Origin of the sequence: Pseudomonas sp. NCHU5216 (assembly GCF_052156495.1) — a bacterium.
Lineage (GTDB): Bacteria > Pseudomonadota > Gammaproteobacteria > Pseudomonadales > Pseudomonadaceae > Aquipseudomonas.
In genome coordinates this window covers 73852-100437 of record NZ_JBQLIX010000001.1, presented here as the reverse complement: position 1 = coordinate 100437, position 26586 = coordinate 73852, and the positions used below count along the sequence as shown (strand labels likewise).

At 61.0% G+C, this 26586-nt stretch carries 22 protein-coding genes and 1 pseudogene; 16 read left to right on the top strand and 7 right to left on the bottom strand.

The features are described 5' to 3' along the window. The first annotated feature begins 6 nt into the window (after positions 1-6). The 4 genes from ACSVIK_RS00430 to ACSVIK_RS00415 all read left to right on the top strand — a co-directional run bounded on the left by ACSVIK_RS00430 (position 7) and on the right by ACSVIK_RS00415 (position 7063). Positions 7-984: a tripartite tricarboxylate transporter substrate binding protein gene (locus tag ACSVIK_RS00430; RefSeq protein WP_442442396.1), complete on the top strand. Its 978-nt coding sequence runs from the start codon at positions 7-9 to the stop codon at positions 982-984. Between the two features lie 66 nt (positions 985-1050). Then, on the top strand, positions 1051-1557 hold the full coding sequence (locus ACSVIK_RS00425; protein ID WP_442442395.1) for a tripartite tricarboxylate transporter TctB family protein: 507 nt from the start codon (positions 1051-1053) through the stop codon (positions 1555-1557). Between the two features lie 9 nt (positions 1558-1566). Further along, positions 1567-3087, top strand: coding sequence for a tripartite tricarboxylate transporter permease (locus tag ACSVIK_RS00420; RefSeq protein ID WP_442442394.1), 1521 nt, complete (start codon positions 1567-1569; stop codon positions 3085-3087). Between the two features lie 496 nt (positions 3088-3583). Then, positions 3584-7063 (top strand): tetratricopeptide repeat protein, encoded by a 3480-nt coding sequence (locus tag ACSVIK_RS00415; protein ID WP_442442393.1) that lies wholly within the window; start codon positions 3584-3586, stop codon positions 7061-7063. A gap of 293 nt (positions 7064-7356) precedes the next feature. On the opposite strand, the pseudogene ACSVIK_RS00410 reads toward ACSVIK_RS00415, so the two are convergent. Continuing rightward, a pseudogene (locus ACSVIK_RS00410) lies at positions 7357-8513 on the bottom strand (L-talarate/galactarate dehydratase). Between the two features lie 280 nt (positions 8514-8793). On the opposite strand from ACSVIK_RS00410, the gene catB reads away from it, so the two are divergent. The 3 genes from catB (at position 8794) to ACSVIK_RS00395 (ending at position 10938) form a co-directional block, all read left to right on the top strand. Beyond that, positions 8794-9426: a type B chloramphenicol O-acetyltransferase gene (gene catB, locus ACSVIK_RS00405; protein WP_442442392.1), complete on the top strand. Its 633-nt coding sequence runs from the start codon at positions 8794-8796 to the stop codon at positions 9424-9426. Then, on the top strand, positions 9423-9893 hold the full coding sequence (locus ACSVIK_RS00400) for a hypothetical protein (RefSeq protein WP_442442391.1): 471 nt from the start codon (positions 9423-9425) through the stop codon (positions 9891-9893). Before catB ends, ACSVIK_RS00400 begins: the two co-directional genes overlap by 4 nt. A gap of 142 nt (positions 9894-10035) precedes the next feature. After that, entirely contained in the window at positions 10036-10938 is a 903-nt protein-coding gene (locus ACSVIK_RS00395; RefSeq protein WP_442442390.1) for an EamA family transporter, read from the top strand. A 27-nt stretch (positions 10939-10965) separates the two neighbouring features. Here the strand turns inward: ACSVIK_RS00395 and ACSVIK_RS00390 are convergent, their stop codons facing one another. Continuing rightward, positions 10966-11721 carry a FadR/GntR family transcriptional regulator gene (locus tag ACSVIK_RS00390; RefSeq protein WP_268182085.1) on the bottom strand — a complete coding sequence of 252 codons (756 nt, stop codon included), beginning with the start codon at positions 11719-11721 and terminating at the stop codon, positions 10966-10968. Positions 11722-12435: 714 nt separating this feature from the next. Here ACSVIK_RS00390 and ACSVIK_RS00385 point away from each other — a divergent pair. Continuing rightward, complete coding sequence (locus ACSVIK_RS00385; protein WP_442442389.1) at positions 12436-12654, top strand: hypothetical protein; 219 nt, start codon at positions 12436-12438, stop codon at positions 12652-12654. A 140-nt stretch (positions 12655-12794) separates the two neighbouring features. Here ACSVIK_RS00385 and ACSVIK_RS00380 read toward each other — a convergent pair whose 3' ends face one another. From ACSVIK_RS00380 to purU, 4 genes are all read right to left on the bottom strand, one after another. Then, entirely contained in the window at positions 12795-14276 is a 1482-nt protein-coding gene (locus ACSVIK_RS00380) for a helicase HerA-like domain-containing protein (protein WP_442442388.1), read from the bottom strand. Between the two features lie 105 nt (positions 14277-14381). After that, positions 14382-14555 carry a hypothetical protein gene (locus ACSVIK_RS00375; RefSeq protein WP_442442387.1) on the bottom strand — a complete coding sequence of 58 codons (174 nt, stop codon included), beginning with the start codon at positions 14553-14555 and terminating at the stop codon, positions 14382-14384. Positions 14556-14570: 15 nt separating this feature from the next. Continuing rightward, a complete protein-coding gene (locus ACSVIK_RS00370) occupies positions 14571-14996 on the bottom strand; it encodes a CBS domain-containing protein (protein WP_442442386.1) in 426 nt (141 codons plus the stop codon). Positions 14997-15040: 44 nt separating this feature from the next. After that, positions 15041-15892, bottom strand: coding sequence for a formyltetrahydrofolate deformylase (gene purU / locus ACSVIK_RS00365; RefSeq protein ID WP_442442385.1), 852 nt, complete (start codon positions 15890-15892; stop codon positions 15041-15043). Between the two features lie 408 nt (positions 15893-16300). Here purU and mvaT point away from each other — a divergent pair, with 408 nt between their 5' ends. Continuing rightward, positions 16301-16672, top strand: coding sequence for a histone-like nucleoid-structuring protein MvaT (mvaT, locus tag ACSVIK_RS00360; RefSeq protein ID WP_268182076.1), 372 nt, complete (start codon positions 16301-16303; stop codon positions 16670-16672). 487 nt (positions 16673-17159) lie between these two features. Here the strand turns inward: mvaT and sbcB are convergent, their stop codons facing one another. Beyond that, positions 17160-18599, bottom strand: a complete 1440-nt coding sequence (sbcB, locus tag ACSVIK_RS00355; protein ID WP_442442384.1) for an exodeoxyribonuclease I — start codon at positions 18597-18599, stop codon at positions 17160-17162. A 160-nt stretch (positions 18600-18759) separates the two neighbouring features. Between sbcB and ACSVIK_RS00350 the strand changes: the two genes are divergently transcribed. From ACSVIK_RS00350 to ACSVIK_RS00320, 7 genes are all read left to right on the top strand, one after another. Beyond that, the gene (locus tag ACSVIK_RS00350) at positions 18760-19569 is read left to right on the top strand and encodes a hypothetical protein (protein WP_442442383.1); all 810 of its coding nucleotides are present in this window, start codon (positions 18760-18762) and stop codon (positions 19567-19569) included. Positions 19570-19655: 86 nt separating this feature from the next. Next, positions 19656-20375: an RDD family protein gene (locus ACSVIK_RS00345; RefSeq protein ID WP_442442382.1), complete on the top strand. Its 720-nt coding sequence runs from the start codon at positions 19656-19658 to the stop codon at positions 20373-20375. Next, positions 20372-21352, top strand: coding sequence for a stage II sporulation protein M (locus tag ACSVIK_RS00340; RefSeq protein ID WP_442442381.1), 981 nt, complete (start codon positions 20372-20374; stop codon positions 21350-21352). Before ACSVIK_RS00345 ends, ACSVIK_RS00340 begins: the two co-directional genes overlap by 4 nt. Further along, the gene (locus tag ACSVIK_RS00335; RefSeq protein WP_442442380.1) at positions 21339-22904 is read left to right on the top strand and encodes a DUF4129 domain-containing protein; all 1566 of its coding nucleotides are present in this window, start codon (positions 21339-21341) and stop codon (positions 22902-22904) included. Before ACSVIK_RS00340 ends, ACSVIK_RS00335 begins: the two co-directional genes overlap by 14 nt. Next, complete coding sequence (locus tag ACSVIK_RS00330; RefSeq protein WP_442442379.1) at positions 22901-24082, top strand: DUF4350 domain-containing protein; 1182 nt, start codon at positions 22901-22903, stop codon at positions 24080-24082. Before ACSVIK_RS00335 ends, ACSVIK_RS00330 begins: the two co-directional genes overlap by 4 nt. After that, complete coding sequence (locus ACSVIK_RS00325; protein ID WP_442442378.1) at positions 24079-25119, top strand: AAA family ATPase; 1041 nt, start codon at positions 24079-24081, stop codon at positions 25117-25119. Before ACSVIK_RS00330 ends, ACSVIK_RS00325 begins: the two co-directional genes overlap by 4 nt. Further along, entirely contained in the window at positions 25116-26447 is a 1332-nt protein-coding gene (locus ACSVIK_RS00320) for a DUF58 domain-containing protein (RefSeq protein WP_442442377.1), read from the top strand. The genes ACSVIK_RS00325 and ACSVIK_RS00320 overlap by 4 nt, the downstream gene beginning before the upstream one ends. Positions 26448-26586 lie beyond the last annotated feature (139 nt).

Here is a 26586-nt window from a genome sequence, read left to right as displayed (position 1 = left end):
ATTCCAATGAAAAAAACATTCCGCGCCTCCCTCCTTTCTGCCATCGTCGGCATCGGTGCCCTGGTCAGCCATGCGGCCACCTTCGCCGATGAGGTCAAATGGCCAACTCGGCCGATCCAGGTCGTGGTTATCGCCAACCCTGGCGGCGACACCGACTTCAACGCCCGCACGATGGCCAAGTACTTCAACCAGATCACCGGCAAGACCATGGTGGTGACCAACGTCGCCGGCGGCGGTGGCACTCTGGCGGCCGAACAGGTCAAGGGCGCAGCGCCGGATGGCAACACCATCCTCTTTACCCATCCGGGCCAAATGATCGTCAACGAGGTCGCCGGGCTGACCGAAGACAGCTATGAGACCTTCGACGTGTCCTGCATCGCCGGCGTCGACAAGAGCACCGTGTTCGTCGCCTCCAAGCAATCCGGCGTGACCAGCATGCAAGACCTGATCGACAAGTCCAAGGCCAATCCGGGCAGCATCACCTATGGCACCGAGATGGGCAGCTTCTCCCACCTGCAGGGCCTGATGCTGGAAAAACTCGCCGGCATCAAGCTGAAGATGGTCGACGGCGGCACCGTGTCCGACCGCGTGGTCGGCATGCTTGGCGGTCGCCTGGACATGGGCGCCATCACCTATGGCTCGGTGCAGGATTATGTGCAGGGCGGGCAGATGGTCGCACTGGGCCAGCCCAACGCCGAACGCAACCCCATGATTGGCAACGTCCCGACCCTCAAGGAACAGGGCCTCGACATCACCATGGACAAGCCTTATATCGTGGCCTTCCCCAAGGGCACCGATCCGGCCATCGTCAAGAAGATGTCCGACCTGATGAAGCAGATCAGCGAAGTGCCCGAGTACGCCGAGGATCTGAAGAAGTTCAAGCAGCCGGTCGCCTTCTACCCCACCGAAGAAGCCAAGGCCATCCTGGCCAAGACCCGCGACGACTTCATGCAGTTCAAGGACGAGCTGCGCAAGGCCAAGTAAGCCCTAAGGCGATGTGGGTCTGATTGATACAGGCCCGCATCGCACCTCAGAACATCGAGGCATGCGATGAGCACCCTGAACAAGAAAGAACTGATCATCGGCGTCGCCATGCTGGTCGCCAGCATCGGCTACATGGCGATGAGTTACCAACTGCCCGGGCACGCCGGCGTCGACGCCGCCACCCTTCCCGTGCTGCTCTCCGGCCTGCTTCTGCTATTGGGCGTGATGCAAGTGCTCGGCGCCTTTGCCAGCAAGACGGCAGTGACCAACGAAGCCCCCAGCCAGGATGACAGCAGCGAAACCGCTGCTCCCGCGATCGTCGAACCCAGGACGGTGTTCAAGACGCTGGGCCTGATCCTCGCTTACATGGCCCTGCTCGGCCCGGTGGGCTTCCCGATCATGACCGCGCTGTACCTGTACCTGCAGTTCATCGTGCTGACGCCGGTGAACCAGAAAGTCCGTCACCTGACCTATGCCCTGATCGCCGTGATCAGCTCGGCCGTCATCTTCCTGCTGTTCCGCGAGGCCTTCGACCTGTTGCTGCCCGCTGGCCTGCTGAACGACTTCCTCTGAGGATCGACCATGCTCGAATTACTGCAGCAAGGCTTCGGTGCCGTCTTCTCCCTTCATATCCTGATGCTGATGGCCGTCGGCGTGGCCATGGGCATCGTCTTCGGCGCCGTACCCGGCCTGTCCGCCACCATGGCGGTGGCGCTGTGCCTGCCGCTGACCTTCACCATGGGCCCGCAAGCCGGTCTGTCGCTGCTGGTGGCGCTGTTCATCGGTGCCACCTCGGGCGGCCTGATTTCCGCCATCCTGCTGAAGATTCCCGGTACGCCCTCCTCCATCGCCACGGTGTTCGACGGTGGCCCGCTGATGGAGCAGGGGCATGGCGTCAAGGCACTCGGCGTCGGCATCGTGTTTTCCTTCCTCGGCACCATCTTCAGCATCGTCGCATTGATGTTCATTGCCCCGCAGCTAGCCAAGGTGGCGCTGAGCTTCGGCCCGCATGAATACTTCGCCATTGCCGTGTTCTCCCTGACGCTGATCGCCACGCTGTCGGCCGGCTCCATGATCAAGGGGCTGTTCGCCGGCGCGCTGGGTATCGCCGTGTCCACCGTCGGCATCGCTCCGGTCGAGGCCATCCGCCGCTTCACCTTCGACATCAGCGAGCTGAACGGCGGCTTCTCCATGCTCACCGTGATGATCGGCATGTTCGCCGTGGCCGAGGTCATCAAGCTGGCGGAAACCGGTCGCCATGCCGTGCAGGGCAAGGCCAGGTCGGTGAGCATGAAGAACATCAAGGGCTTCGGCTTCTCGCTCAAGGAGTTCCGCGAGCAACTGCCCAACGCCGGCCGCTCCGGCCTGATCGGCCTGGGCATCGGCATCCTCCCGGGCATCGGTGCCGGCACCTCCAACCTGGTGTCCTACATCATCGCCAAGAAGCGTGCGAAGGACGGCCACACCTACGGCAAGGGCAATATCGGTGGCGTGGTCGCCAGCGAGACCGCCAACAACGCTGGCATCGGCGGCGCCATGATGCCGCTGATGACCCTGGGCATCCCCGGCGACACCGTCACCGCGATCATGCTCGGCGGATTTTTGATCCACGGCATCCAGCCCGGCCCGCTGCTGTTCATCAGCCAGGGCCCGCTGGTGTACACCATCTTCGCCGCGCTGATCGTCGCCACCTGCATGATGCTGTTCATGGAGTTCTACGGCCTGCGCCTGTTCATCAAGCTGCTCGACGTGCCCAAGCACATCCTCCTGCCGATCATCCTGGTGCTGTGCGTGGTCGGTGCCTTCGGCCTGTCCAGCCGCCTGTTCGACGTCTGGTCGATCCTGCTGTTCGGTCTGCTCGGCTATGGCTTCGTCAAGGCGGGCATGCCGGCAGCACCGTTCATAATCGGCTTCATCCTCGGGCCGATGGCGGAAACCAACCTGCGCCGTGGCCTGATGCTGTCGGATGGCAGCTTCGCCGACTTCTTCACCAACCCCATCGCCGGCACCTTCCTGGGTCTGGCCCTGGCGTTCGTGCTCTGGCAGGTGTTCAGCGCGCTACGCCCCAAACCCAGCGCGATCAACGAGATTCTGCGTACCTGAGCCGGATGGCAAACAAAAGGCCCCGCCAGCTAATCGGTTGGCGGGGCCTTTTGCTTGATTACTTGCAAACGCGGTTGGAGACCCAGCGACGGTACCTCTCAGCATCCCTTGGCTGTATGGCTCGCAAACACGGCAGAAAACGGCCAGAAGCGGCCGGTGGGAACTGACAAAAATATCTTCAACCATCGCGCTGCCTGAAGAGCCGCAGCCTGATATATTTGTGCGAGGCTACGTCAGCACTTCGCGAAGGTAAAAATGGACGCTAATTTTTCGCTACTCGAAAACTGGAAGGTACTCACGGGCATTGGGATCTTCTTCGTGGTTTGTTTCTTTTTCACTGTGAACTTTGTTCGGAACAGCGTGAAAAAGACGAAGCGCATTGAGGTTACGGCCCATGACGGATCGGCAGCCTCTGGTGGTGACATGAACGGAACGATCAACATCAACAACACCACAAACACTAAGAACTAATTCTCATTGACGAACGGACGCGCAGATGAAAGAGAAAGCGGCGCCAGACGCTGAGGTCACTCATGTGCATGCTGAGGGCGGAAGCGTAGCGGTCGGAGGGGGGTTGTATGGCACCGTCAACATTAATACCCCTGACGCAATAGAAGCTGCCCTTCTCTCCGCGCTACAAAAGCACCAAGCCCAGGGCGTTAGCGCGGCCCAGATCGATATAGCGAGGGAGTGGCAAAACGAACTCGACAAGCTGATTGATAGTTTTAAAGAAAAAGTCGAGTCTGGGCAAGCAAACACTGCATTAGGCTTACTTAAAGACCTTCTAGATCGCCAAGCGTCTAAGCTTTCATCGCTACAGGTCTTCCGTATAAAAGCAAATATTGCTGTTTGCCTATATCAGCTTGGAAGGTCAAGCGAAGCGGCCGTCACGTTGCACGAGGCTTGCAGCTTTGCACCAGACGAGCCTAAAGCCAAGGCTAACAAAGTCTTAGCCTATATGTTTGACGGTAAAATTGATGAAGCCTACCAGTATTCCGTAGAGCAACTAAAGCTAGACCCGTCAAACGAATGGCTCGCGGCAAATGGACTCCAAGCCGCTCGAATGTGCTCAGATGATGAGGGTATTTACGATCTTATTGGGGAGGGGGTAAAGCAAACAGAGTCTGTCCAGGCCGCCTATCTTGAAGGGCTAGCGGTCAAAAGGATAGGGAACTGGTTGGAGCTTGCGAAAGAGGCTCACTTAAAATTTCCTGACAACAAGACCATCAGCGGAATTGTTGCTGCTGCCGAGCTAGAAGCTGTTGTCGCTGAGCACAATCTTAATGGGAAGTGCAAATTCCCAGTATCAAACCCTGATAGCGTCAATAGAGCAAAAGAGCACCTTGAAAAGAACTGGGCCGAGTTTAGAGAAAGCCAGCATTCTCTAGGGGTTATGCAAGAGGTAGACGCGTGCAATCTCTTGTTGTGCTACGCGCTAGTTGCAGATACAGAGCATCTAAAGCAGTTTAGTATAGAGTTACTTGCTAACTACCCTGAGAACCCTAGATTTGCTGAGCTGGCGGTTCAGATTTCTCTGGACTTCAAACTGCCAGACCTGTTCAATAAAGCAATCAGCCTGCTTGAAAACGAGCAAGAGCGCCGCAGGTATACCTTTGTAAAAAATATTCATGATAGAAACTGGTCTGAGTTAGCAAAAATGCAAAGCTACTCGATAGATCGGTTTGATCCAGAGGTAAGATCTGCCGCAAAAGTTGCAGCTTTCATTGCTCAAGCAAAGCAGGGGCAGGCCCATGGAAAGGAGCGGCTTGAAAAGCTTATCTCAGAAGAGCAGCTTTCGGGTCGCGGAAGGTATACACTATTCGAGCTGGCGCTTGGCTCTAATGTAAGCGCAATAATGCAAATAGCATATGAGTACGGCGTTTCTCAGATAACACCCGAGAATGATTTGTCTGAGATCATATCATTCTGCCGAATTGCAAGAAGCTTCTCTGACTGGAAAATTATAGTTCGACTGCTAAAGGGCATAGCCAATCCTTTAGAGAACTCAGAAGAAACTAGGCTTCTGTGCTTAGGGTATATCAACGATTATCCTGTAAGAGAGGATGCAGTACATTTTTTTGATCGCATCATTGCTGGCGGTCTAGCAAGTATCTTTTTAACATTAATGGTCGGCCTCTTTGGCTATAAACACCATGATTTTGCGCTTGCTAAAGCACAGCTTAATTCCTACCTGAGCAAAGGCGGTCGCGATGCGACAGCGTATCTAATTCTTTCCGACATTTGCCGCTTAGAGAATGACGATAATTCGTTGCAGGAACTCTTAAATGGTTATGAGGCAGAAGAGTTAGAGGGTAGTCCTGAGCAAATAATGCACATAGCAAAACTACTTACTTTACATGGCGATGCACAAAAAGGCTTAGCGCTTGGGTATAAAATTTTCGTTGAAAACTCCAAGTCTGCCGAGATATGGTTAGGCTACTCGCATATATTTCTTTTTTCAGGAAAGAGAATAGACATACAAGCGATTGATGATATTTCAGCAGGAGTTTATTTTACACTTACATCCTCCGAAGGAGTTAAAATCGAAAAACTTGTCGAAGATGACATCGATAGCCAGCTTCTACTGGCGCCGGACAATGTGGATCAATATGTAAAGAAAGTGTACGGCCTAAAGATCGGCGACTCCTTCACGCAACAAAAAATACAAGGCGATGTAACGTGGACTGTTACGGAAATCAAGCATAAATTTCTTAGAGCCTTTCATTACGTACTTGAAAGGTATGAAACAGAGTTTCCAGATTCCGGCGGACTTTGGGCTGTAAAGATAGAAAAAGATAATGTCCAGCCAATGCTGGATATTATCAAAAAGAACTCCGAGCATGATGAAAATGTCATTTCCGAGTTCTGCGAGAAACATATTCCAATAAGTGCGATGGCGGCAATTTGGGAGAAAAATCCAATTAAGATTGCCGATATGATTCGGACGTACAAAGGCGAGATCGCCACATGCTCGGGCACGCTAGAGGAGCGTTCGCAAGCTTACGCAATTATTAATGATCACGCTAAAAACGGAATCGTTCTAGATACTTATACCGCTTGGGTTGCATCGTCTCCCAATATCTTTATCGCACTTAAGAAATCGTACCAAAAAATAATGGTGTCTCGCACCACAATCATTGAGTTGATGCACTTGTGCGACGAGATAAGGGCGTCATTTGGCTCTGAATTGTCTATTAGCTGGCTGAATGGACAGTTTCAGAAAACCATCTCGTCTCAATCAGAAAAAGAGCAGCTTGTAAATGAAATCAGCGAGCGCATCCGTTCACTAGAAGAAAATTTTGAAGTGGTGCAGTATGACTATCCGTCCACCCAGGACGAGATAACGGAGCAAATTCTAGAAAACTTCGGCCCAAATCTGTTGGCGCCATATTTTATTGCATTAAATGGAAACGCGATTTTCGTTTCAGATGACAGCTACTCGCGCGAGTTCGCCAAAGGCCTACTTAACTTGAACTCAGCAGTTTGGCTACAGACACTGCTTGATGTCGCTCTATCCAAATCGAACATAAACCTGGTTGAATATAGCGAGTGCCTGTTTGACTTGGCTAGATATCGTCACAGCCACATAGCTCTAACTGTGGCTGCCCTGAATACAGTCTATGAGCAAGATGACCCAGACCTGCTGAAATTCTCCATAATCTCGAGGTATATTGGCGTACATAATGCCGATATCAAAAGTCATTTTGGATTGGTTAAGAATTTCATAGGGCTAAGATGGATATTAGAAGTGTCTAATCCGGATAACTCCTTGGTCTTAGAATACCTCTTGCGGTCTCATAGCAGAGAGCATCCAGATCACAAGGCAATGAAGGCGACTAGCATCCTAGTTCAGAACTTAATTCGGGTTCCCGGTGGTGTTTCGCTACTCAATGCGATTGCACAGATACCAGCATTAAGGCTGTCCGCTTATATCGAAGACTGGGCTAGAGGTCACTTCCTGCGTGTTAGCGATTAGCTTTCCGCTACCTCATGAGGTCAATCTAAAGCGAAGGAGAAATTGGCATATAGCCATTTTGCTCAGGCGTTTTTGAAATTAATAGGGCCTGCCTCACTAGAGACCTCAAAGCCTTATAGTGAGTACCACTTAGCTTGGTACGGATCAGTCCGCTTCTGGCCGATGGCAGCCGGCCGTAACAGCCCGCAATGGGGCGAAGTCTGCTGGCGCGAGTGCGCCAACCTCGCCACATGCCCCGACTCCAGGCGGGGCATATCCAACGGCTCACCATAGATTCCGAAGAACCTTCCCTATCAGTCTCGCCGTCCCACCTCGGCCTGCTGCACCGTCCACCCAGCGACCTGTTCGCTCAGGCTCAGGCCAAGCCCTGGGCGAGTCGGCACCAGCATGCGCCCGTCGCGAATCTCCAAACGCTCGTTGAACAGAGGCTCCAGCCACTCGAAGTGCTCGACCCAGGGCTCGCGCGTATGGCTGGCGGCCAGGTGCACATGCAGCTCCATGGCGAAGTGCGGCGCCAGGGTCATGCCGGCCTGCTCGCCAAGGTCTGCACGCGCAGGTAAGGGGTGATGCCACCGAGGCGTGGCGCATCCGGCATCAGGAAGTCGGCACCGCGCTGGCGGATGAACTCCCAGTGCTCGGCCGGGCTGGTGAGCATCTCGCCGGTGGCGATCGGTGTATCGAACAGGCGCACCAGTTCGGCATGGCCCTCGGCGTCGTAGCAGTCCAGCGGCTCCTCGATCCAGATCAGATCGAAAGGCTCCAGGCGTCGGCACATGCGCCGTGCGGTCGCCCGATCCCACTGCTGATTGGCGTCGACCATCAGCGGAAAGCTCTCGCCCAGGTGTTCACGAACCGTGCTAACGCGGTGGATATCCAGTGCCCAGTCGGGCTGACCGACCTTGAGCTTGATGCCACCGATGCCCTTCTCGCGGGAGATGTCGGTGTTTTTCAACAACTGGTCGAGCGGCGTATGCAGGAAGCCACCGAAGGTGTTGTAGCAACGCACCGAATCACGATGGCTACCGAGCAGACGCGCCAGCGACAGCCCGGCACGGCGTGCCTTGAGATCCCACAGGGCGACGTCGAAAGCGCCGATGGCCTGGGTCGCCAGGCCGCTGCGCCCGACCGAGGCGCCGGCCCAGCACAGCTTGTCCCACAGCTTGGCGATATCGCTGGGATTTTCGCCGATCAGGTTCGGCGCCACTTCCACAGCATGGGCGAACTGGCCGGGGCCACCAGCACGCTTGGAATAGCTGAAACCCAGGCCGCGATGACCGTCGCGGGTTTCGATCTCGGCGATCAGAATGGCGATCTCGGTCATCGGCTTCTGCCGGCCGGTGAGCACCTTGGCATCGCTGATCGGATTGGCCAGCGGCAGCGCCACCGAGCGCAAGCTCAGCCAGGCGATGCGGTCGTCATCGGCGCAGACAGGGGCGGGTCGATCGTTCATACAAACCTCCTCGGGATGGACAATCGACGACCCAACAGGGCCGCCGAAAATGGACAACCCGCTTCAGGCTACGATGATTGCGCAATCATTCAAGGCAGGATGAACGAGGAAAGATCACTGACCATGTCTAGCGCTGGGAATGCGTAGGATGATGACCCCATGGCCACCTGGCCCGATCCAAATAAATCAGTCACAAGAAACAATGAATAGGAGGCAGGAATCGAAGAAAAAGGCAAAGACACGCTTTCGATTCTTGCGATATCAGGAGCTTAATCAAATCATGGAAAACCACTTCGAGACCCCCTTCAAGGGGAAGCCTCTGACCGAGCAGATCAAGAACCCTAACATCAAGGCAGGGCGCTTCAGCTATTACTCCGGCTATTACCATGGCCATTCATTCGACGACTGTGCCCGCTACCTTTTGCCCGACCGTGATGACGTCGATCAACTGATCATCGGCAGTTTCTGCTCCATCGGCTCAGGAGCATCGTTCATCATGGCCGGCAACCAGGGGCATCGCTACGACTGGGCCTCATCTTTCCCGTTCTTTTACATGAATGAGGAGCCAGCATTTGCCGAATCGCGCGACGCCTTTCAACGGGCAGGCGACACGGTCATAGGGAGCGATGTGTGGATAGGCTCGGAGGCGATGATCATGCCAGGCATAAAGGTCGGCCATGGTGCGGTCATCGGCAGTCGCGCCCTGGTCGTCAAAGATGTAGAACCCTACACCATCGTCGGCGGTAACCCCGCCAAGCCGATCAAGAAGCGCTTTGGCGAACCAGACATCGCCATGCTGCTGGAAATGGCATGGTGGGACTGGCCGTTGGATCGCCTTGGGCACGCCATGCCCCTGCTGTGTTCGTCCGACATTGCCGGCCTGTACGACTACTGGCAAGGATGCAGCCGATGAGCGAGCCATTCTCGCTCCGCTTCGAGTCCAGGCTGAGGGCCCCGCGTGAGCGCATCTGGACGTGGATCACCTCGGTCGAAGGCATTTCAAGGGAAATCTGGCCCTTCTTCCGCATGACTGCACCGAAGGGTGTTCGATCACTGGCTGACGTGACGCTGCAACCGGCCATGCGGATTTTTCGCAGTCATGTCTTTCTCTTCGGCGTTCTCCCTATCGATTACTCGGACATGACCCTGCTGGAACTCACCCCTGGTGTGGGCTTCGTCGAACAGTCGCCCATGGGCTCGATGAAGCTGTGGCGCCACGAACGGTATATTGCACCGTGCCCTCACGAGCCCGGTGTCTGCCTGCTGGTCGACCAACTCACCTTCCAACCACGCATGGCGAAGCACCTCGTTGCCGGGTTCATTCGTCGTGTCTTCATCCATCGGCACCAGGTGCTCAGAAAGGCCCTTGGGGCTGCATAGGTGTGACCTCCACGGCTGCCAAGTGTCGTACCCGGATTGGTCATTGCCGCAACCGGCCCCCTGCATTCGCGCCCAGAGCCGTGCCCAGCTCAACCCGAGTCGCCTGGCGGCGCCTCGCTTCACAAGGACACAACGCCTCTTCATGTCAGCCGTTCCCTTCCCCCGGCATATCGCCGCGCTGATTCTCGCCAGCCTGGCCTGCGCCTTCGCCGGCAACCATATCGCCGCGCGGATCGCCTTCGATCATGAAGCAGGCCTGCTGCTGGCCATCCTCTGCCGCTCGGGGGTGACCTTCCTGGTGCTCAGCGCACTGGTGCTGTGGCAACGCGACTCGCTGCGCCTGAGCCGCGATACCTGGGGCTGGCAACTGGTGCTGGGGCTGCTGATCGCGATTCAGAGCTTCTGCATCTACTCCGCCGTGGCACGCATCCCGGTGGGCCTGGCGCTATTGGTGGTGAACCTCTCGCCGATTCTCCTGGCGCTGCTGACCTGGCTGCTCGGCGGGCCGGCACCGACCGGCCGCGCCGCAGCGATCATGGGCGTGATCCTGTTCGGCCTGGTGCTGGTGCTAGACGTGTCGGCGCGCCTGAGCGGCGCAACCGCCAGCGATGCCCGCTGGTTGCAGGGGGTGCTGTTCAGCCTGACCGCCGCGGGCGTATTCGCCGTGGCCCTGTGGATCACCGAGCATCGGCTATCACGCATGCCCGGCCGGGTACGCAGCATGCTGACCATGGCCGTGGTATTCAGCGCCTCCATCCTCGCGGGCCTCAGCGGCGCGCTGCCCGGGGGCCTGGGCCTGCCCAACGCCAGCACGGGCTGGATGGCCCTGGCGGTGCTGGTGCTGCTCTACGGCACGGCCTTTTCCCTGCTGTTCATTCTCATGCCGCGGCTGGATATCGCACGCAACGCGCCGGTGATGAACATGGAACCCGTGGCCGGCATGTTCTTCGGCTGGCTGATCCTGGGTCAGTTGCTCGGCGCCCTGCAGGTGCTGGGCGGGCTGATCGTGGTCGGCGGCATCGTCGCCCTGGCCTACCGCCGCTGAAGGAATGAACGGGCCGCTTCTGCCTTGTCAGCCGTGCAGCGCCTCGGCTTCGGCGGCCTCGTGGGCCTGGCGCAGACGTTCACGGCTGTTGGTCAGGTGCAGGCGCATGGCCGCCCGCGCCGCCTCGGCATCCTGGCGGGCGATGGCCTCGAAGATCTGCTCGTGCTCGCGTTCCAGGCGCGCCATGTAGTGCGTCTGATCGTCATGCGCCAGACGCGCGGAATTGACCCGGGTACGCGGGATGATGCTGGTGCCCAGGTGGCTGAGAATGTCGGTGAAATAGCGGTTGCCGGTGGCTTCGGCGATACGCAGGTGGAACTGGAAGTCAGAAGACACGGCATCGCTGGAGTTGGCCGTGCTCTCGTTGATCGCATCCAGCGCCTCGCGAATGGCCTGGAGCTGGGTGTCACTGCGGCGCTGCGCCGCCATGCCGGCAGACTCCACCTCCAGGCTGATGCGCAGCTCGAGGATGGCCAGCACGTCACGCAGGGTGACGATGGTCGCCGGGTCGATGCGAAAACCGCTGGCGCTGGGCGTATCGAGCACGAAGGTGCCGATGCCGTGGCGGGTCTCCACCAGGCCGGCGGCCTGCAGGCGTGACAGAGCCTCACGCACCACGGTACGGCTGACGCCCTGCTCCGCCATGATCGCCGACTCGGTCGGCAGCTTCTCACCGCGTTTGATCACACCATCGCGAATACGCTGCGACAGCTCGGCCACCAGTTCCTGGGCCAGGCTGCGTTGCTTGCGAGGGGTGCGGGGTTGGGCAGGGATATTGTCCATATCGATGGCGATTCTCGGCTTACGGTCAGCACCAATCATAGCCCAGCAGTTGTACGATGACACTACCAATTGCGACCTTGACCCTGCCCAGCGCTGTCGCTGCAATACAGCCTCGCCCGGTTGCAGGCGACAGCGCAGCGTATGTGGCTGCGCGATGTAGACAAACTGTTCCGCGAACAGGCAGCCATTGTTGCGTAATGGGATTTCTGCGTTGCGCGACCATTACCGACCGAGCCGCCGGACAATGCCTTTACCGATTGTTCCGACGAGACGCACATCATTCCGTTATCAATTGCACGGCCGAACACAGAACCGCTCGGTCTACCTGCTGTTGTGCCCGCCCGCGCGACACTTCATCTGCTTCGAGCCCGTCAGCCATCCGGTCAATGCGCACCATTTGCCAGGCCGACCAGGACTGGAATTATTGCAGCCCGGCGCAACTTGCCAATTGCGTGGTGAATTGCAATATCCGGCGTTGATGGCATGACGACGCTGGACAGTCGAGAACTTTTGGCGATAATGGCGCGCACTGTTTCGGGCGCTGCATACAGCAAGTTACATCTCCACTGTAACTAAACGGGAAATTCATGCTCCAAGGTACTGACGGGCCAGCATGGCCGGTTCAGAACTGCCGAATCAGAGGATGGCCGCAACAGTGAAGCAACTCGCTTCACGTGCCACCTGAAATCATTGAAGAAAAAATAGGAAAGCCAAGTGACGAAAGACGAACTGCGCGCCGAGCTCGAGCGCCAGGCGCAGCGTTACAAGGACGTATACGGCGGGGAAGTCATCACCTACGCCGCTCAACCGGATCCCGACCGCAAACCCTGGCGCAAACGCCCCAGCCTGCTCGACCAGGCCTTCGATAAAGAAATCGAGAAGATCGAAAAAGAACGCAAAGAGAAACAGGAAGCGGCAGAAGAACTCGGCTGAGTTCGTCCACTGTCGTCATTCTCTCGAAGACATCGCAAAGAAGAACGAGCGACCTTGTACTGCCGCATGAACCAACGCGCGGCCACGGCAAGTCGTGCCCGCGCGCCCGCTCATTGGCCGCGCCCTGGGTTCTTCGACGGTCAGCGTTTCTTGCTACCCAACAGCGAGCCCATCAGACCGCGCACCAGTTGTCGGCCAAGTTGATTGGCGGCCTGGCGCACGGCGGACTTGAGGGCTTGCCCGGCAATGCCACCGAGAAACTCGCCGGCCATTTGTCCCAGCCCCGGCGCCTCTGCCGTTGCCTTGGCAGCCTTGTCGGCATCGGCGGCCTGGGTTGCCCGAGCCAGCAACCGCTCGTAGGCCGATTCGCGGTCGATGGGTCTGTCATAACGCCCGGCCAAAGGCGACTGGCGCACCAGCGCTGCGCGCTCGCCTACACTCAAGGGGCCGATGCGCGACTGCGGCGGCGCCACGGCCACGCGCTGCACCATGGCCGGGGTGCCCTTGTCCTCCAGGGTGGCGACCAGCGCCTCGCCGATCCCTAGCTCGGTGAGCACCGTCAGGCTGTCGAAGGCAGGGTTGGGACGGAAACCTTCGGCCACTGCCCGCAACGCCTTCTGCTCCTTGGTGGTGAAGGCGCGCAAGCCATGCTGGATGCGCAAGCCCAGTTGCGCCAGCACCTCATCGGGCAGATCACTGGGCGACTGGGTAACGAAGTAAACCCCCACGCCCTTGGAACGAATCAGCCGCACCACCTGTTCCAGGCGCTCCTGCAGGGCCTTGGGCGTCCCCTGGAAGAGCAGGTGCGCCTCGTCGAAGAACAGCGCCAGCACCGGCTTGTCGGCATCGCCGCGCTCCGGTAGTTGCTCGAACAACTCGGCCAGCAGCCAGAGCAGGAAGGTGGCATAGACCTTGGGCGCCTCATGCACCAGGCGGCTGGCATCGAGCAGATGGATCCGTCCGCGGCCATCGCGATCCGGGTGCAACAGGTCTTCGAGCTGCAACGCCGGCTCGCCGAACAACGCTTCGGCACCCTGCTGCTCCAGCCCAGCCAGACGCCGCAACAGCGCCTGCGCCGAGGTATTGGTGAACAGCGCGGCGTCATCGCCAAGCGCCTGCGGGTTGTCCTTGAGATAGCCGAGCAGCGCCTTGAGATCCTTGAGATCGAGCAGCAACAGCCCTTCGCGGTCGGCCACCTTGAACGCCGCGTAGAGCGCCGCCTGCTGGCTGTCGGTCAACTCCAGCAGGGCGCCGAGCAACAACGGCCCCATCTCGCTGAGGGTGGTTCGCAACGGGTGACCGCTGAGGCCATGCACATCCCACAGCGTCAGCGGATAAGCCTGCGGCCGATGCTCCAGCCAGGGCATGCTGGCGATGCGCTCGGCCACCTTGCCCTGAGGTGCGCCCATGGCTCCCAGGCCGCAGAGGTCACCCTTGACGTCGGCGGCGAATACCGCCACGCCAGCATCGCTGAAGGTTTCGATCAAGCGTTGCAGGGTCACGGTCTTGCCGGTACCGGTGGCCCCGGCGATCAGCCCGTGACGGTTGGCCAGGCGCAGCGGCTGGCCCACCGGCTGCCCCTGGCTACCGGCACCAATGATGAACTGGGAACTTGCAGGCATCTTGCCGTCCTCTGGGTTGGAGTCTGTCGCTGTTTCGTGCACCTGGGATCTGCGCCATCCGCCAGCGTCGCTGCGAATACGCCAGGCAGCCAGGACAAGCGTCCCTCAGGTGGGATCCGCCTCGTCCGCGTCTTCCTGCAATTGCTGCCACAGTTCGGCGGCCCCTGCGAAGTCGGTGCCATCCTCTTCGCTCAAGGCCTCGGGATCGTAGCGCCGCACACAGCCCTCGCCCAGGGTCGGGGGTGCGCTGGATGTCGCCTTGTCCAGTGGATCGCTCATGAACAGGGTCTCCGCTCAGTTCGCCTCGACATGACCGGGATCGTGCTGGGCGAATTCCTTCACCGCGCGCAACACATCATGCCGACTGACCTGGCCCACCAGTCGGCCGTCCTCGACCACCGGCAGACGGCCATGTCGACCGTTGAGAAAACGTTCGGACAGCTCGATGACATCGACGTCCGGGCCTATCGCCTCGACATCGCTGGTCATGTAGGCACTGACGCAACCACCAGTGCCCTCGTAATAGGCACCGGAGAGAATGCCGCGCAGGCAATCGCCCTCCGACAGCATGCCAATCAGATGGCCCTGGGTGTCGACCACCGGAGCCCCGGAAATACGGTGCTCCAGCAGGCGATTGATGGCGGTGAACAGATCGGTGTCGGATCTGAAGGTCACCAGGCGGCGGGTCATGTAGTCGCGCACCTTGATGGATTTGAGCATGGGCAGCGTCCTCCACAGTGAATGGGTTCGGCCCCGACGACGGATCAGTCGAATACCACCGTCTTGTTGTCGTGCACCAGAACCCGGTCTTCCAAGTGATAGCGTAGCCCACGAGCCAATACCATCTTCTCCACGTCCTTGCCGAGGCGCACCATCTCCTCGATATCGTCGCGGTGGGTCACGCGTACCACGTCCTGCTCGATGATCGGGCCGGCGTCCAGCTCTTCGGTGACGTAGTGCGAGGTCGCGCCAATCAGCTTCACGCCGCGCAGCGAGGCCTGGTGATAGGGCTTGGCGCCGACGAAAGACGGCAGGAAGCTGTGGTGAATGTTGATCACCCGCTGCGCATACTCGGCGCACAGCGCCGGCGGCAGGATCTGCATGTAGCGCGCCAGGACGATGACATCGGCCTGGTGCTCCTTGACCAACCGCTCCACCTCGGCGAAGGCCGGTACCTTGTCCTTGGGGTCGACCGGCACATGGAAGTAAGGGATGCCATGCCACTCCACCATGCGCCGCAGGTCGTCATGGTTGGCGATCACGCAGGGAATCTCGCAATCGAGTTCGTTGCTGTGCCAACGGTGCAGCAGATCGGCCAGGCAGTGCGACTCCCGGCTGGCCATCAACACCACACGTTTCTTCTTCGCCGAATCGGTGATGCGCCACTCCATGGAAAATTCACGGGCGATGGGCGCGAAGGCCTGCTTGAAGCCCTCCAGATCGAATGGCAATGAATCGGCACGGATTTCGTGACGCATGAAGAACCAGCCACTCTGGGTATCGGAGTGATGGCTGGCTTCGGTGATCCAGCCGTTATAGGTGGCCAGGAAATTACTGACTTTGGCAACGATGCCGACACGGTCTGGGCAGGAAATGACCAGTCTGAACGTACGCATGAAGTTTTGACCCCAGGTAACAGCGCAAAAGGGCGCCATTCTAGGGTTTGCAGAAAAAACCGTCGAGCGAAGACGCGCACACCGTCATGCACTCCAGGCAGCGGCCCTGACGCACTGCGCCCTGAATTCATATGCGCTATCGACAACCTCAACTTGCCCGACGGCCAGGTACTGTTTACCTCATGCACCTGGTACGAAGATACGAAAAACAGGCCAACAGCGCATCGGTATTTCAGGTTGAAAAGCGATTCATGAACTAAGCGAACAATCTCGGTTCACTATTGTCCGGCTGATACAATCGGTTGCAGAGCGCAAGCAGAAGTTTTTATTTCAGTGTTTACTTGTTTTGAGCGCCTGACTATTATTGGCTTACTCGTCGCCGTAAATCCAAATCGTAAGGTAAATTCCATGTCGCTGATCACCGAATACCGTTCGCTCGAAGAGAACATCAAAGAACTGCAAGAGCGCCTGAAGAATCTGTCGCAAGACGACAAGCTGAAAAAAGAACTCGAGTTCGAAGGCAAGCTGCGCAGCCTGATGGGTGAGTATCAGAAGTCGCTGCGCGACATCATCGCCCTGCTCGATCCGGAGGCCAAGTCGGTCAAGGCCCCGCGTAGCGCCAAGCCTGCTACCAAGCGTGCGCGCAAGGTCAAGCAGTACAAGAACCCGAACACGGGTGAAGTCATCGAGACCAAAGGCGGCAACCACAAGACCCTGAAAGAGTGGAAAGCCAAGTGGGGCGCCGACACCGTAGAAAGCTGGGCCACCCTGCTGGGCTGATCCAAGCGCAGTGAAGCCAAAACGCCAGCCTTGCTGGCGTTTTTTATGCGCGCTGATTGGCCCCGGTCATATCGCACTCCTGCGGCAGCCGTCTGTCATGAATTTGGCGACGGCGTCTCGCCTACAGGGGCACCTCTACAAACTTGCGTTGCGCTCAACAGGCTCATTTACAACGACGAGCCCAGTGCTTTTTCACCGGTCTTTGTCAGGCCGCCATCGCTATTGGGCTGATTGCCAGCCCTACGTCTTCAGAGATGCCCTAGGGGTGATAGCTGAACGCACTCATGTTCACGCTAGGCTTTGTACGGAAAGTGCCTGCGCTCGGTGATGCTGCGTTGAAATCACTCTGGTACGCCAGCCCGGTCAGAATGCTCATTTACAACACGTAAACTGCGCTTCTTCGAGTGATTTCGCCTTGCCTGACCTTCGCTCGACGACTTTTCGTACAGAGCCTAGCGACCGCACCACTATTGGGCATTGCCCCAACTCAGGAATTGCCGAGCCCATAGCGACTTTCCAGTGCCTGGGCATAGCTGAGCCATTGCGCAAGAAGTTGCCCCTGCTCGGCGGAACATTCACCGCGTAACTTCTCCAGCGCTAGCTTGAATTGCTCGAGGGTATTGGGCGCGCCGAATTCAGGCTGGCTCAGGCGTTGTCGGCAGAAATCGAACCAGCGCCGCTGCTCCTCCGCCGAAAGTGTCTGTGCGAAGTTGCGTGCACGATAACGAAAGAGCAATTCCGGCAAACGAGTATCGTCGAAAGAAAGTGACTGATTGGTCAGATCTTCCGGTTGCGCCCGCCGTACCTGCTCGCACAACCGGCGGTCACGGTCACCGATGAAACCATCGTATAGCTGCTGTTCAGGATCGAGACTGGCGGCGAAGGCTTCCTCGCGATAGATCGAAGCCAGCTTGTCCTGCCAGGCCGCGGGGTTGTCGCGCAGCGCTGCGGCATGCCGCTCGCACTGCGACCAGTCCAGCGCCAGACGCTGGCGATCCTCGTCGCGCAGCACCGAAACGGGTGCCAGCACCGGGCAGCGATTGATGTGCAGCAATTTCAACGGCACCGGTGCCTGCCCCTCGGGCAGTTCATCGTGCCGGGTGTATAGGCGGCTGTGCAGGGTTTCGGCGTCCAGCTCCAGCAGCGGGGCCGGGTCGGCCTGCAGGTCGACCACGATCAGCGCATTGCGGTTGCGCGGGTGCCAGGCCAGCGGCAGCACCGGCGCCAGATAATGGCGCGCCGCCGAGAAACGGCCGGAAACGTGCAACAGCGGCTGCAGCAGGCGAATCTGGTCGAGCACGCGCTGCTTGCTGCGCAACTGGTAGAGAAAGTCGTACAGCCGTGGCTGGCGCTCACGCAGCAGGCGCGCCAGGCCGATGGTGGCGCGCACATCGGAAAGCGCATCGTGCGCCTGCCCGTGGTCGATACCGTTGGCCTGGGTCAGACGCTCCAGCTTGAGACTGACGCGCCCGTCCTCCTGCGGCCACTCGATGCCTTCAGGGCGCAAGGCATAGGCGGTGCGTACCAGATCGATCAGATCCCAACGGCTGTTACCGCCCTGCCATTCACGGGCATAGGGGTCGAAGAAGTTGCGGTACAGGCTGTAGCGCGTGACCTCGTCATCGAAACGCAGGGTGTTGTAACCGGCGCTGCAGGTGCCGGGCTGCGCCAACTGCGCGTGCACGCGGGTGATGAACTCGCCTTCGTCGAGCCCCTGCTGCGCCAGGCGCTGCGGGTCGATACCGGTGACCAGGCAGGCAGCCGGGTGCGGCAGGATGTCGTCACTCAGACGGCAATAGAGATTCAGCGGCTCGTCGATCTCGTTGAGCGCCTCGTCGGTGCGGATACCGGCCACCTGAATCGGTCGGTCACAGCGTGGGTTGATGCCGGTGGTCTCGTAGTCGTACCAGAAGATGCTGCGGCTCAAAACCTATTCCTTACAAGCGATGACGGCAGCGGGCTCTGCCGTTGCGGTCGAGAAACGTGAACGAGCACTCATTGCTGCCAATGCTTGCAGACTGCCATTGAGTGACGCGGCGCAAGCCACTACGATGCCGTTTCCCGCCACTCCCTACAAGGACGCAACCGTGAGTGAGACCAGCGTACTCAATCCGTACTCTGCCCCCAGCAGCGATCTCAACCCCATCAGCAGCGACCAGGTCAGCGCCGATCCGCACCTGGCACTGGCGCGTGGTTACGACTTCTCCATCGGCGAGCTGCTCGCCACCGCCTGGCGCAAGACCAGTGGCACCAAAGGCCTGATCTGGGGCGGTTTTCTGGTCATGATGGGCGCGCTGTTCATGGCCCAGATCATCCTGTACATCGTCGCCATGATCTTCGGCATCGGCTTTATCGGCCTCGGCGCCCTGAGCGGCTCTGAAGGCGGAATGGCCGTGGCCGGGGCCTTCGGCCTGTTCGGTTTCATCATGATCAGCTCGGTCGCGGTCGTGGCGCTGATGTACCCCTTCCTGGCCGGCCTCAACATGATCGGCATTCGTCAGGCAGCAGGCCAGCCTCTGCGCTTCGCGGAAATATTCAGCCACTTCGGGCGTACCTTGCCACTGTTCGTCGCCGGTCTGCTGATCGTGATTGCCACCAACATCGGCTACATGCTGCTGATTGTGCCCGGTATCTACCTGCAAATCGCACTGCTGCTGACCATCCCACTGGTGGTCGAGCGCAAGCTCTCGGCCTGGCAAGCGATGGTGGTGTCCTGCAAAGCGATCAATCGTCACTGGTTCAAGGTGTTCTTCCTGATGCTGAGCATGGGCGTCTTGCTCTTGATCAGCGCGCTGCCATTCGGTATCGGCCTGATCTGGACCATGCCGATGTTCATCGTGTTGATAGGTGAGCTGTACAGCCGCATCTTCGGTGTTCTGCCGGCGCCTGCTGCCTGAGTCCCATGCCGGGCCCATCCTTCGGCCCGGTTGCGTTCGTGTCCCGCTGCTCGCTAGCATCGGGCTTTCGCCCAGACAGACCGCCGATGTCCCTGACCACAAGCACCGCTGCCGATACCCCGGCCCTGGATACCCACTATCAGGTGGAAACCCCGGAAGGCATCGACCTGCATCTGCGCCCCGCCAGCCTGGTGCCACGTGCCCTGGCCTTCACCATCGATCTGGCCATACGTGGCCTGATTCTCGGCGTGGCCTACGTGGTGCTGGGCCTGCTCGGACAGTTCGGCTTGGGCCTGGCCACCATCCTGCTGTTTCTCGTGACCTGGTGGTACATGGTGCTGTTCGAGGTGCTCAACCAGGGCCGCTCCCCCGGCAAGCAGTTGCTCGGCCTGCGTGTGGTGCACGACGACGGCACGCCCATCGGCTGGGCCGCCTCGCTGACCCGCAACCTGCTGCGTTTCGTCGACCTGCTGCCGTTCGGTTACACCTTCGGCATCCTCAGTTGCCTCAATCATCCGGCCTTCAAGCGCCTCGGCGATATCGCCGCCGGCACCCTGGTGGTCTATCGCGAGGTCGCCCCGAGCCGCCCCGATCTGCCGGATGCCGAGCCACTGCCGGCCCCCTTCCCGCTGACGCTGAGCGAACAACGCGCCCTGCTCGGTTTCGCCGAGCGCGGCGGGCAGCTGTCCAGCGCGCGGCGCGCCGAACTGGCCGCCCTGCTGGCCGAGCCGTTGCAGGTTCCAGCCGAACAGGCGGAAGCGCGCCTCAATGGCATCGCCCGTGGGCTGCTGGGAGCTGCGCCATGAAACAGAGCCTGTTCGAGACGCGTCACCAAAGCGAGTGGGACAGCTTCGCCCAGCAGCTCACAGCGCTCGAACAGGGCAAGGCCCAGGCCGAAGCCTGTACGCGCTTCGCCGCCGATTACCGGCAGCTCTGCCAGCATCTGGCACTGGCTCAGGCGCGCGGCTACAGCAGCCACCTGATCGACCAGTTGCAGCAACTGGCCATGCGCGGCCACCAGCAGTTCTACCGTCACCGCAGCACCCTCGGCGCACAGTCGATTCGCTTTTTGCTCGGCGGCTTTCCACGCCTGGTGCGGCGCGAGTGGCGCCTGGTGTGCGCCGCCAGCCTGCTGTTCTTCGGCACCCTGGCGTTGATGGGGCTGCTCACCTACCTGTTTCCCGAGCTGATCTACAGCCTGGTGGCGCCGGATCAGGTCAGCGAGATGGAGCGCATGTACGACCCGGACGCCCGACGCATCGGCCGCTTCGCCGAGCGCGCGTCCGGCGACGACTGGATGATGTTCGGCTTCTACATCATGAACAACATCGGCATCGCCTTTCAGACCTTCGCCGGCGGCCTGCTACTGGGTCTGGGCAGCCTGTTCTTCCTGCTCTTCAATGGCCTGATGATCGGTGCCGTGGCCGGCCATCTGAGCCGCATCGGCTACGGCGAAACCTTCTGGTCCTTCGTCATCGGCCATGGCGCCTTCGAGCTGACCGCCATCGCCCTGGCTGGCGCCGCCGGGCTCAAGCTGGGCTGGGCGCTGCTCGCCCCCGGCCGCCTACGCCGTGGCGAAGCGCTGCGCCAGGCCGCCGGCCAGGCCATCCAACTGGTGGCCGGAGTCATTCTGTTCCTGTTGCTGGCCGCCTTCATCGAGGCCTTCTGGTCGTCCACCACAGTGGCCACACCCCAGGTCAAATATGCCGTCGGTGCCCTGCTCTGGATCCTCGTGCTGAGCTACCTGACCCTGGCCGGGCGGAGGCAGCATGCGCCTGACTGAAGCCAGCCTGGCCATCCGCCCACGCACAGCCTGGGAAGCACTGGATCTGGGCGTGCTCATGGCCCAGCGTCACGCCGGCCTGTTGATGGCCAGTTGGGCAATGGTCACCCTGCCCATCTTCGCCCTGCTCTGCGCCTTGCTCTGGGAGTATCCGGGAGCGGCCATCCTGCTGTTCTGGTGGTTGAAGCCAGCCTACGAACGCCTGCCGCTGTACATCCTCTCGCAGGCATTGTTCGGCAACACGCCGACGCTCAAGCAGGCACTCAAGGCCTGGCCCAGACTGCTGAAACCGCAACTGCTGGCCAGCCTGACCTGGCGCCGACTGAGCCTCACGCGCAGCTTCGACCTGCCGGTGCTGCAGCTCGAAGGGCTCTCGGGCCAGGCGCGCAGCCAACGCCTGATCGTGCTGTCGCAGCGTGGCAGCGGCGCGGCGACCTGGCTCACGGTGGTCGGCGTGCACCTGGAAAGCGCCCTGCTGCTGGGCCTGAGCACCCTGTTCTACCTGATGCTGCCACAGCAGATGGAGATGGACTGGAACTGGCAGAGCCTGATCGCCGCAGACGGCGGCCAGTGGCTGTGGCTCGAGCACCTGTCGAACCTGGGCTACGCCCTGCTGCTGATCGTCTGGGAGCCGGTCTACGTCGCCTGTGGCTTCACCCTCTACCTCAACCGCCGCACCGAGCTGGAAGCCTGGGACATCGAACTGGTGTTCCGCCGCCTGCGCCAGCGCCTGATCGGCACGGCCTATGCCCTGCTGCTCGGCTGTGCGCTGTTGCTCGGCCAGCCGGCCAGCACGGCCTGGGCCGACGAGGCAGCCGCCGCGGCGCAGAACGACCCACTGGGCCCGCAGGCGCCACGCCTGCTGGAGCAACACCTGAGCAGCCAGGCCGCGCACGATGGCATCACCCGTCTGCTCGACGCACCACCCTTCCAGAATCGCGAAACCGTCACCCGCTGGCGCCTGGGCGACGAGCCGGCAGAAGAGCAGGAAGAGCCGGCCGAGCCCACGGGCTTCCTCGAGCTGCTGGAAAAGCTCGGCCAGTTCTGGAAAAGCCTGAACACCCTGGCCCAGGTCTTCGAGGTATTGCTCTGGGGCAGCCTGTTCGCCCTGCTGGTGTTCATCCTCTGGCGCTACCGCGACTGGCTGCAGACCTTCGGCGAGCGCGTCGGCCTGCCGCAACGCCGCACGGTGGCGGCGCCCACGCAACTGTTCGGCCTGGAAGTGGCCCCGCAAAGCCTGCCCGAAGACGTGGCCAGCGAAGCGCAACGGCTGTGGAACCAGGATCCGCGCGCGGCCTTGAGCCTGCTCTACCGCGCGCTGCTCAGCCGCCTGCTGCACGATCATCATCTGCCGCTGAAGGCTTCGCATACCGAGGGCGAAGTCCTGCATCTGGTCGCCACCCTGCAGCAGCAAGCCCTGCAACACTACAGCGAACAGCTCACCGGCCATTGGCAGGCGCTCGCCTACGGCCATCGCCAACCGCCAGCCGAACAGGCCCAGCACCTCTGCCAGAGCTGGCGTGAGCTGTTCGGTCAGCAGGTTCGCGCATGAGCCGCCGCGCCGGATTTCTCACGGCCATGGCCGTGCTGCTGGCCCTGGGTCTGCTGGCCATCTATCTGCTGGGGCGCCTGCAACCCTATCAGGAAACCCTCGAACACGGCCCCGCCCCCGAAGTGGCCGCCAACCCTTACCTGGCCGCCGAACACTTCCTGCGCCAGCAAGGCATCGCCGTGCAACGTGCCGATACCCTCGACGTGCTGAGCACGCTGCCAAGCCAGGGGCAGACCCTGATGCTGCTGGCCGATCGCAGCGAGATGACGCCACGCCAGGCCGAGCGCGTGCTGCAATGGACGGCCAATGGCGGCCACCTGCTGCTGATCGCCGAGCGCCTGTGGGACGCAGACGAAGGCAAGAGCGGCGATCTACTCCTCGACCTGCTGGACATCGAGCAGTACATGAGCGATGACCTCGACGACGACGAAGCCGAAGGTGAACCGGCCGTCGCGCAGAACGAAGAGGCCTACCCCGATCTGACCAAACTGTATCTGCAGAACGAAGACGCCCCGGCCTACATCACCTTCGACACCGCCTTCCACCTCTACGACGCGCAGAACCGTGCCCACGCCTGGGCCAACAGCGCCGGCGCCACTCACCTGCTGCAGCTCTATCACGGCGATGGCCTGATCACCGTGATGAGCGATCCGTGGATCTGGCAGAACCAGGCCATCGGCCAATACGACAATGCCTGGCTGCTCTGGTACCTCAGCCAGGACAGCGCCGTGACCCTGCTCTACCGTGCCGACCACGACGACCTGTTCACCCTGCTGCTGCGCCATTTCCCACTGGCGCTGGTGGCACTGGCGCTGCTGATCGCCGCCGCGCTGTGGCACGCCGGTATGCGCCATGGCCCGCTGCTGGCGCCGGCCAGCCGCGCGCGCCGGCAACTGGCGGAACACCTGCGCGCCAGCGCCGACTTCCTCCTGCGCCGCAGCGGCCAGCACAGCCTGCTGCACAACCTCCAGCAGGACATCAAACGCCGCGCCAGACGCTGCTATCCCGGCTTCGAGAAACTCGGCGTCGCCGAACAGTGGCAGGTACTTGGCCGTCTGACCCGCCTGCCCAGCAAGGCCATCAGTCAAGCCATGCGCCCGCTGCCCAAGCAGCGCCTATCGGCCAGTGACTTCACCCGCCAGGTCGCCCACCTGCAAACCCTCAGGAATGCCCTATGACGAGCGAACAGACGCCTGATACCGAAAACCTGCCGGCACCCGACACCACGACAGCCGCACCGGCCAACCCACAGGCCCAGCAGCGCCAGCGCGCCAGCGCCCTGGCCCAGGCCCTGCGCAACGAATTGCGCAAGGCCGTGATCGGCCAGAACGCGGTGATCGACGACGTGCTCACGGCGCTGATCGCCGGCGGCCACGTGCTGGTCGAAGGCGTTCCCGGCCTGGGCAAGACCCTGCTGGTGCGCGCCCTGGCACGTTGCTTCGGCGGCGATTTCGCGCGCATCCAGTTCACCCCGGATCTGATGCCCAGCGACATCACCGGCCACGCCGTATACGACCTGCAAAGCGAGCAGTTCAAGCTGCGCAAGGGGCCGATCTTCACCAACCTGCTACTGGCCGACGAGATCAACCGTGCCCCGGCCAAGACCCAGGCTGCCCTGCTGGAAGTGATGCAGGAGCGCCAGGTGACCCTGGAAGGTCGTGCCCTGGCCGTGCCGCTGCCGTTCATGGTGCTGGCCACGCAGAACCCCATCGAACAGGAAGGCACCTACCCGCTGCCGGAAGCCGAGCTCGACCGCTTCATGCTCAAGCTGCGCATGGATTACCCGGAGCAGGACGAAGAGCTGAGCATGGTGCGCCAGGTGACCCGCTCGGCCAAGGCCGACATGCTCGAGGTCACCCCGCTGCGCCCCCTGCTGCAAGCCAAGGACGTGCTGGCCCTGCAGAAGATCGCCAGCGACCTGCCCATCGATGACCAGGTGCTCGACTACGCCGTGCGTCTGGCCCGCGCCAGCCGCACCTGGCCGGGCCTGGCCATGGGCGCCGGGCCACGCGCCTCGATCGCCCTGGTGCGTGGCGCTCGCGCCCGTGCCCTGTTGCGCGGCGGCGACTTCGTGCTGCCCGATGACATCAAGGGCTGTGCCCTGGCCGTGCTGCGCCACCGCGTGCGCCTGGCGCCCGAACTGGACATCGAAGGCCTGTCAGTGGATCAGGTGCTGCAACAACTGCTCGACCAGGTACCGGCACCGCGCCTATGAAGCCATCGCGCTTGCTCCTCGCCCTGCTCGCTGCGCTGCTGGCAATCGCCGTACTGCTCGGCGCCCTGCCGCTGTTCGGCATCGAGCTGCCGGCCAGCCTGCAACCCTTGAGCTGGGGCATGCTGGTCGCCCTGTTGCTGGTCGCGGCCAGCGATGCCCTGTGGCTGCGCCGCCTGCCCACGCCACGGGTGCAGCGCAGCTTGCCGGGCAACCTGCCGCTGGGGCGCTGGAGCGAGGTGCAGTTGCAGGTGCATCACGACTTCTCGAACGCGGCGCAGATCGAGCTGTTCGACCATGTCCCGGCCGGCATGGCCTTCGAGGGCATGCCACTGCGCATCGACCTGCTGCCGGGCCAGCAGACGCAATCGAGCTACCGTCTCAAACCCCAGCAACGCGGGCACTTCGCCTTCGCCCGCTGCGAACTGCTGCTGCCCAGCCCGTTACGCCTGTGGCAGGGCCGACGCCTGCTCGACCTGCCTGGCGAGAGCCGTGTGTTCCCCGACTTCGCCCGCCTCTACGGCGCCCAGTTGAAAGCCGTGGACGACTGGCTCAGCCAGCTTGGCGTGCGTCAACGCCCGCGCCGTGGTCTGGGCCTGGAATTCCATCAGCTACGCGAGTTTCGCGACGGCGACACCCTGCGCCAGATCGACTGGAAGGCCACCGCGCGCAAACGCACGCCCATCGCCCGCGAATACCAGGACGAGCGTGACCAGCAAATCGTCTTCCTGCTCGACTGTGGTCGGCGCATGCGTAGCCAGGACGACGAGCTGTCGCACTTCGATCACGCTCTCAATGCCTGCCTGCTGCTCAGCTACGTGGCCCTGCGCCAGGGCGATGCGGTGGGCCTGGCGACCTTCGCCGGCAATCACCAGCGCTACCTGGCGCCGGTCAAGGGCCAAGCCCAGCTCAACAGCCTGCTGGGCGCCGTCTACGACCTGCAGACCAGCCAGCAGCCGGCCGACTTCAGCGCCGCCGCCGACCTGCTCCTGTCCCGTCAGCGCCGCCGCGCCCTGGTGGTGCTGGTGAGCAACCTGCGCGACGAGGATGACCAGGATCTGCTCGCCGCGGTCAGGCGCCTGTCGCGCCAGCACCGCGTGCTGGTCGCCAGCCTGCGCGAAGAGGTGCTCGACCAACTGCGCCAGGAGCCCGTGACCGGCTACGAGCAAGCCCTGGCCTACTGCGGCACTCTGGACTACCTCAACGCGCGCGCCGGCCTGCACGAGCGCCTGGCCGCGCATGACGTGCCGGTGCTCGATGCCCGCCCGGGCGAGCTGGGGCCGGAGTTGGTCAGCAGCTACCTGGCCTGGAAGAAAGCGGGTGCACTTTGACCCCACGAGGCGGTCGAAGCTATCGACGCAGAGGCCCTGGCCAAGGCTTTCCCACACAGATGTTGCGTGGTTATGGTCGAGGCTGGGTGCTATGATCCCGGGTCTGTGGCGCAAGGAGTACAAACTCCACGCCGCTCGC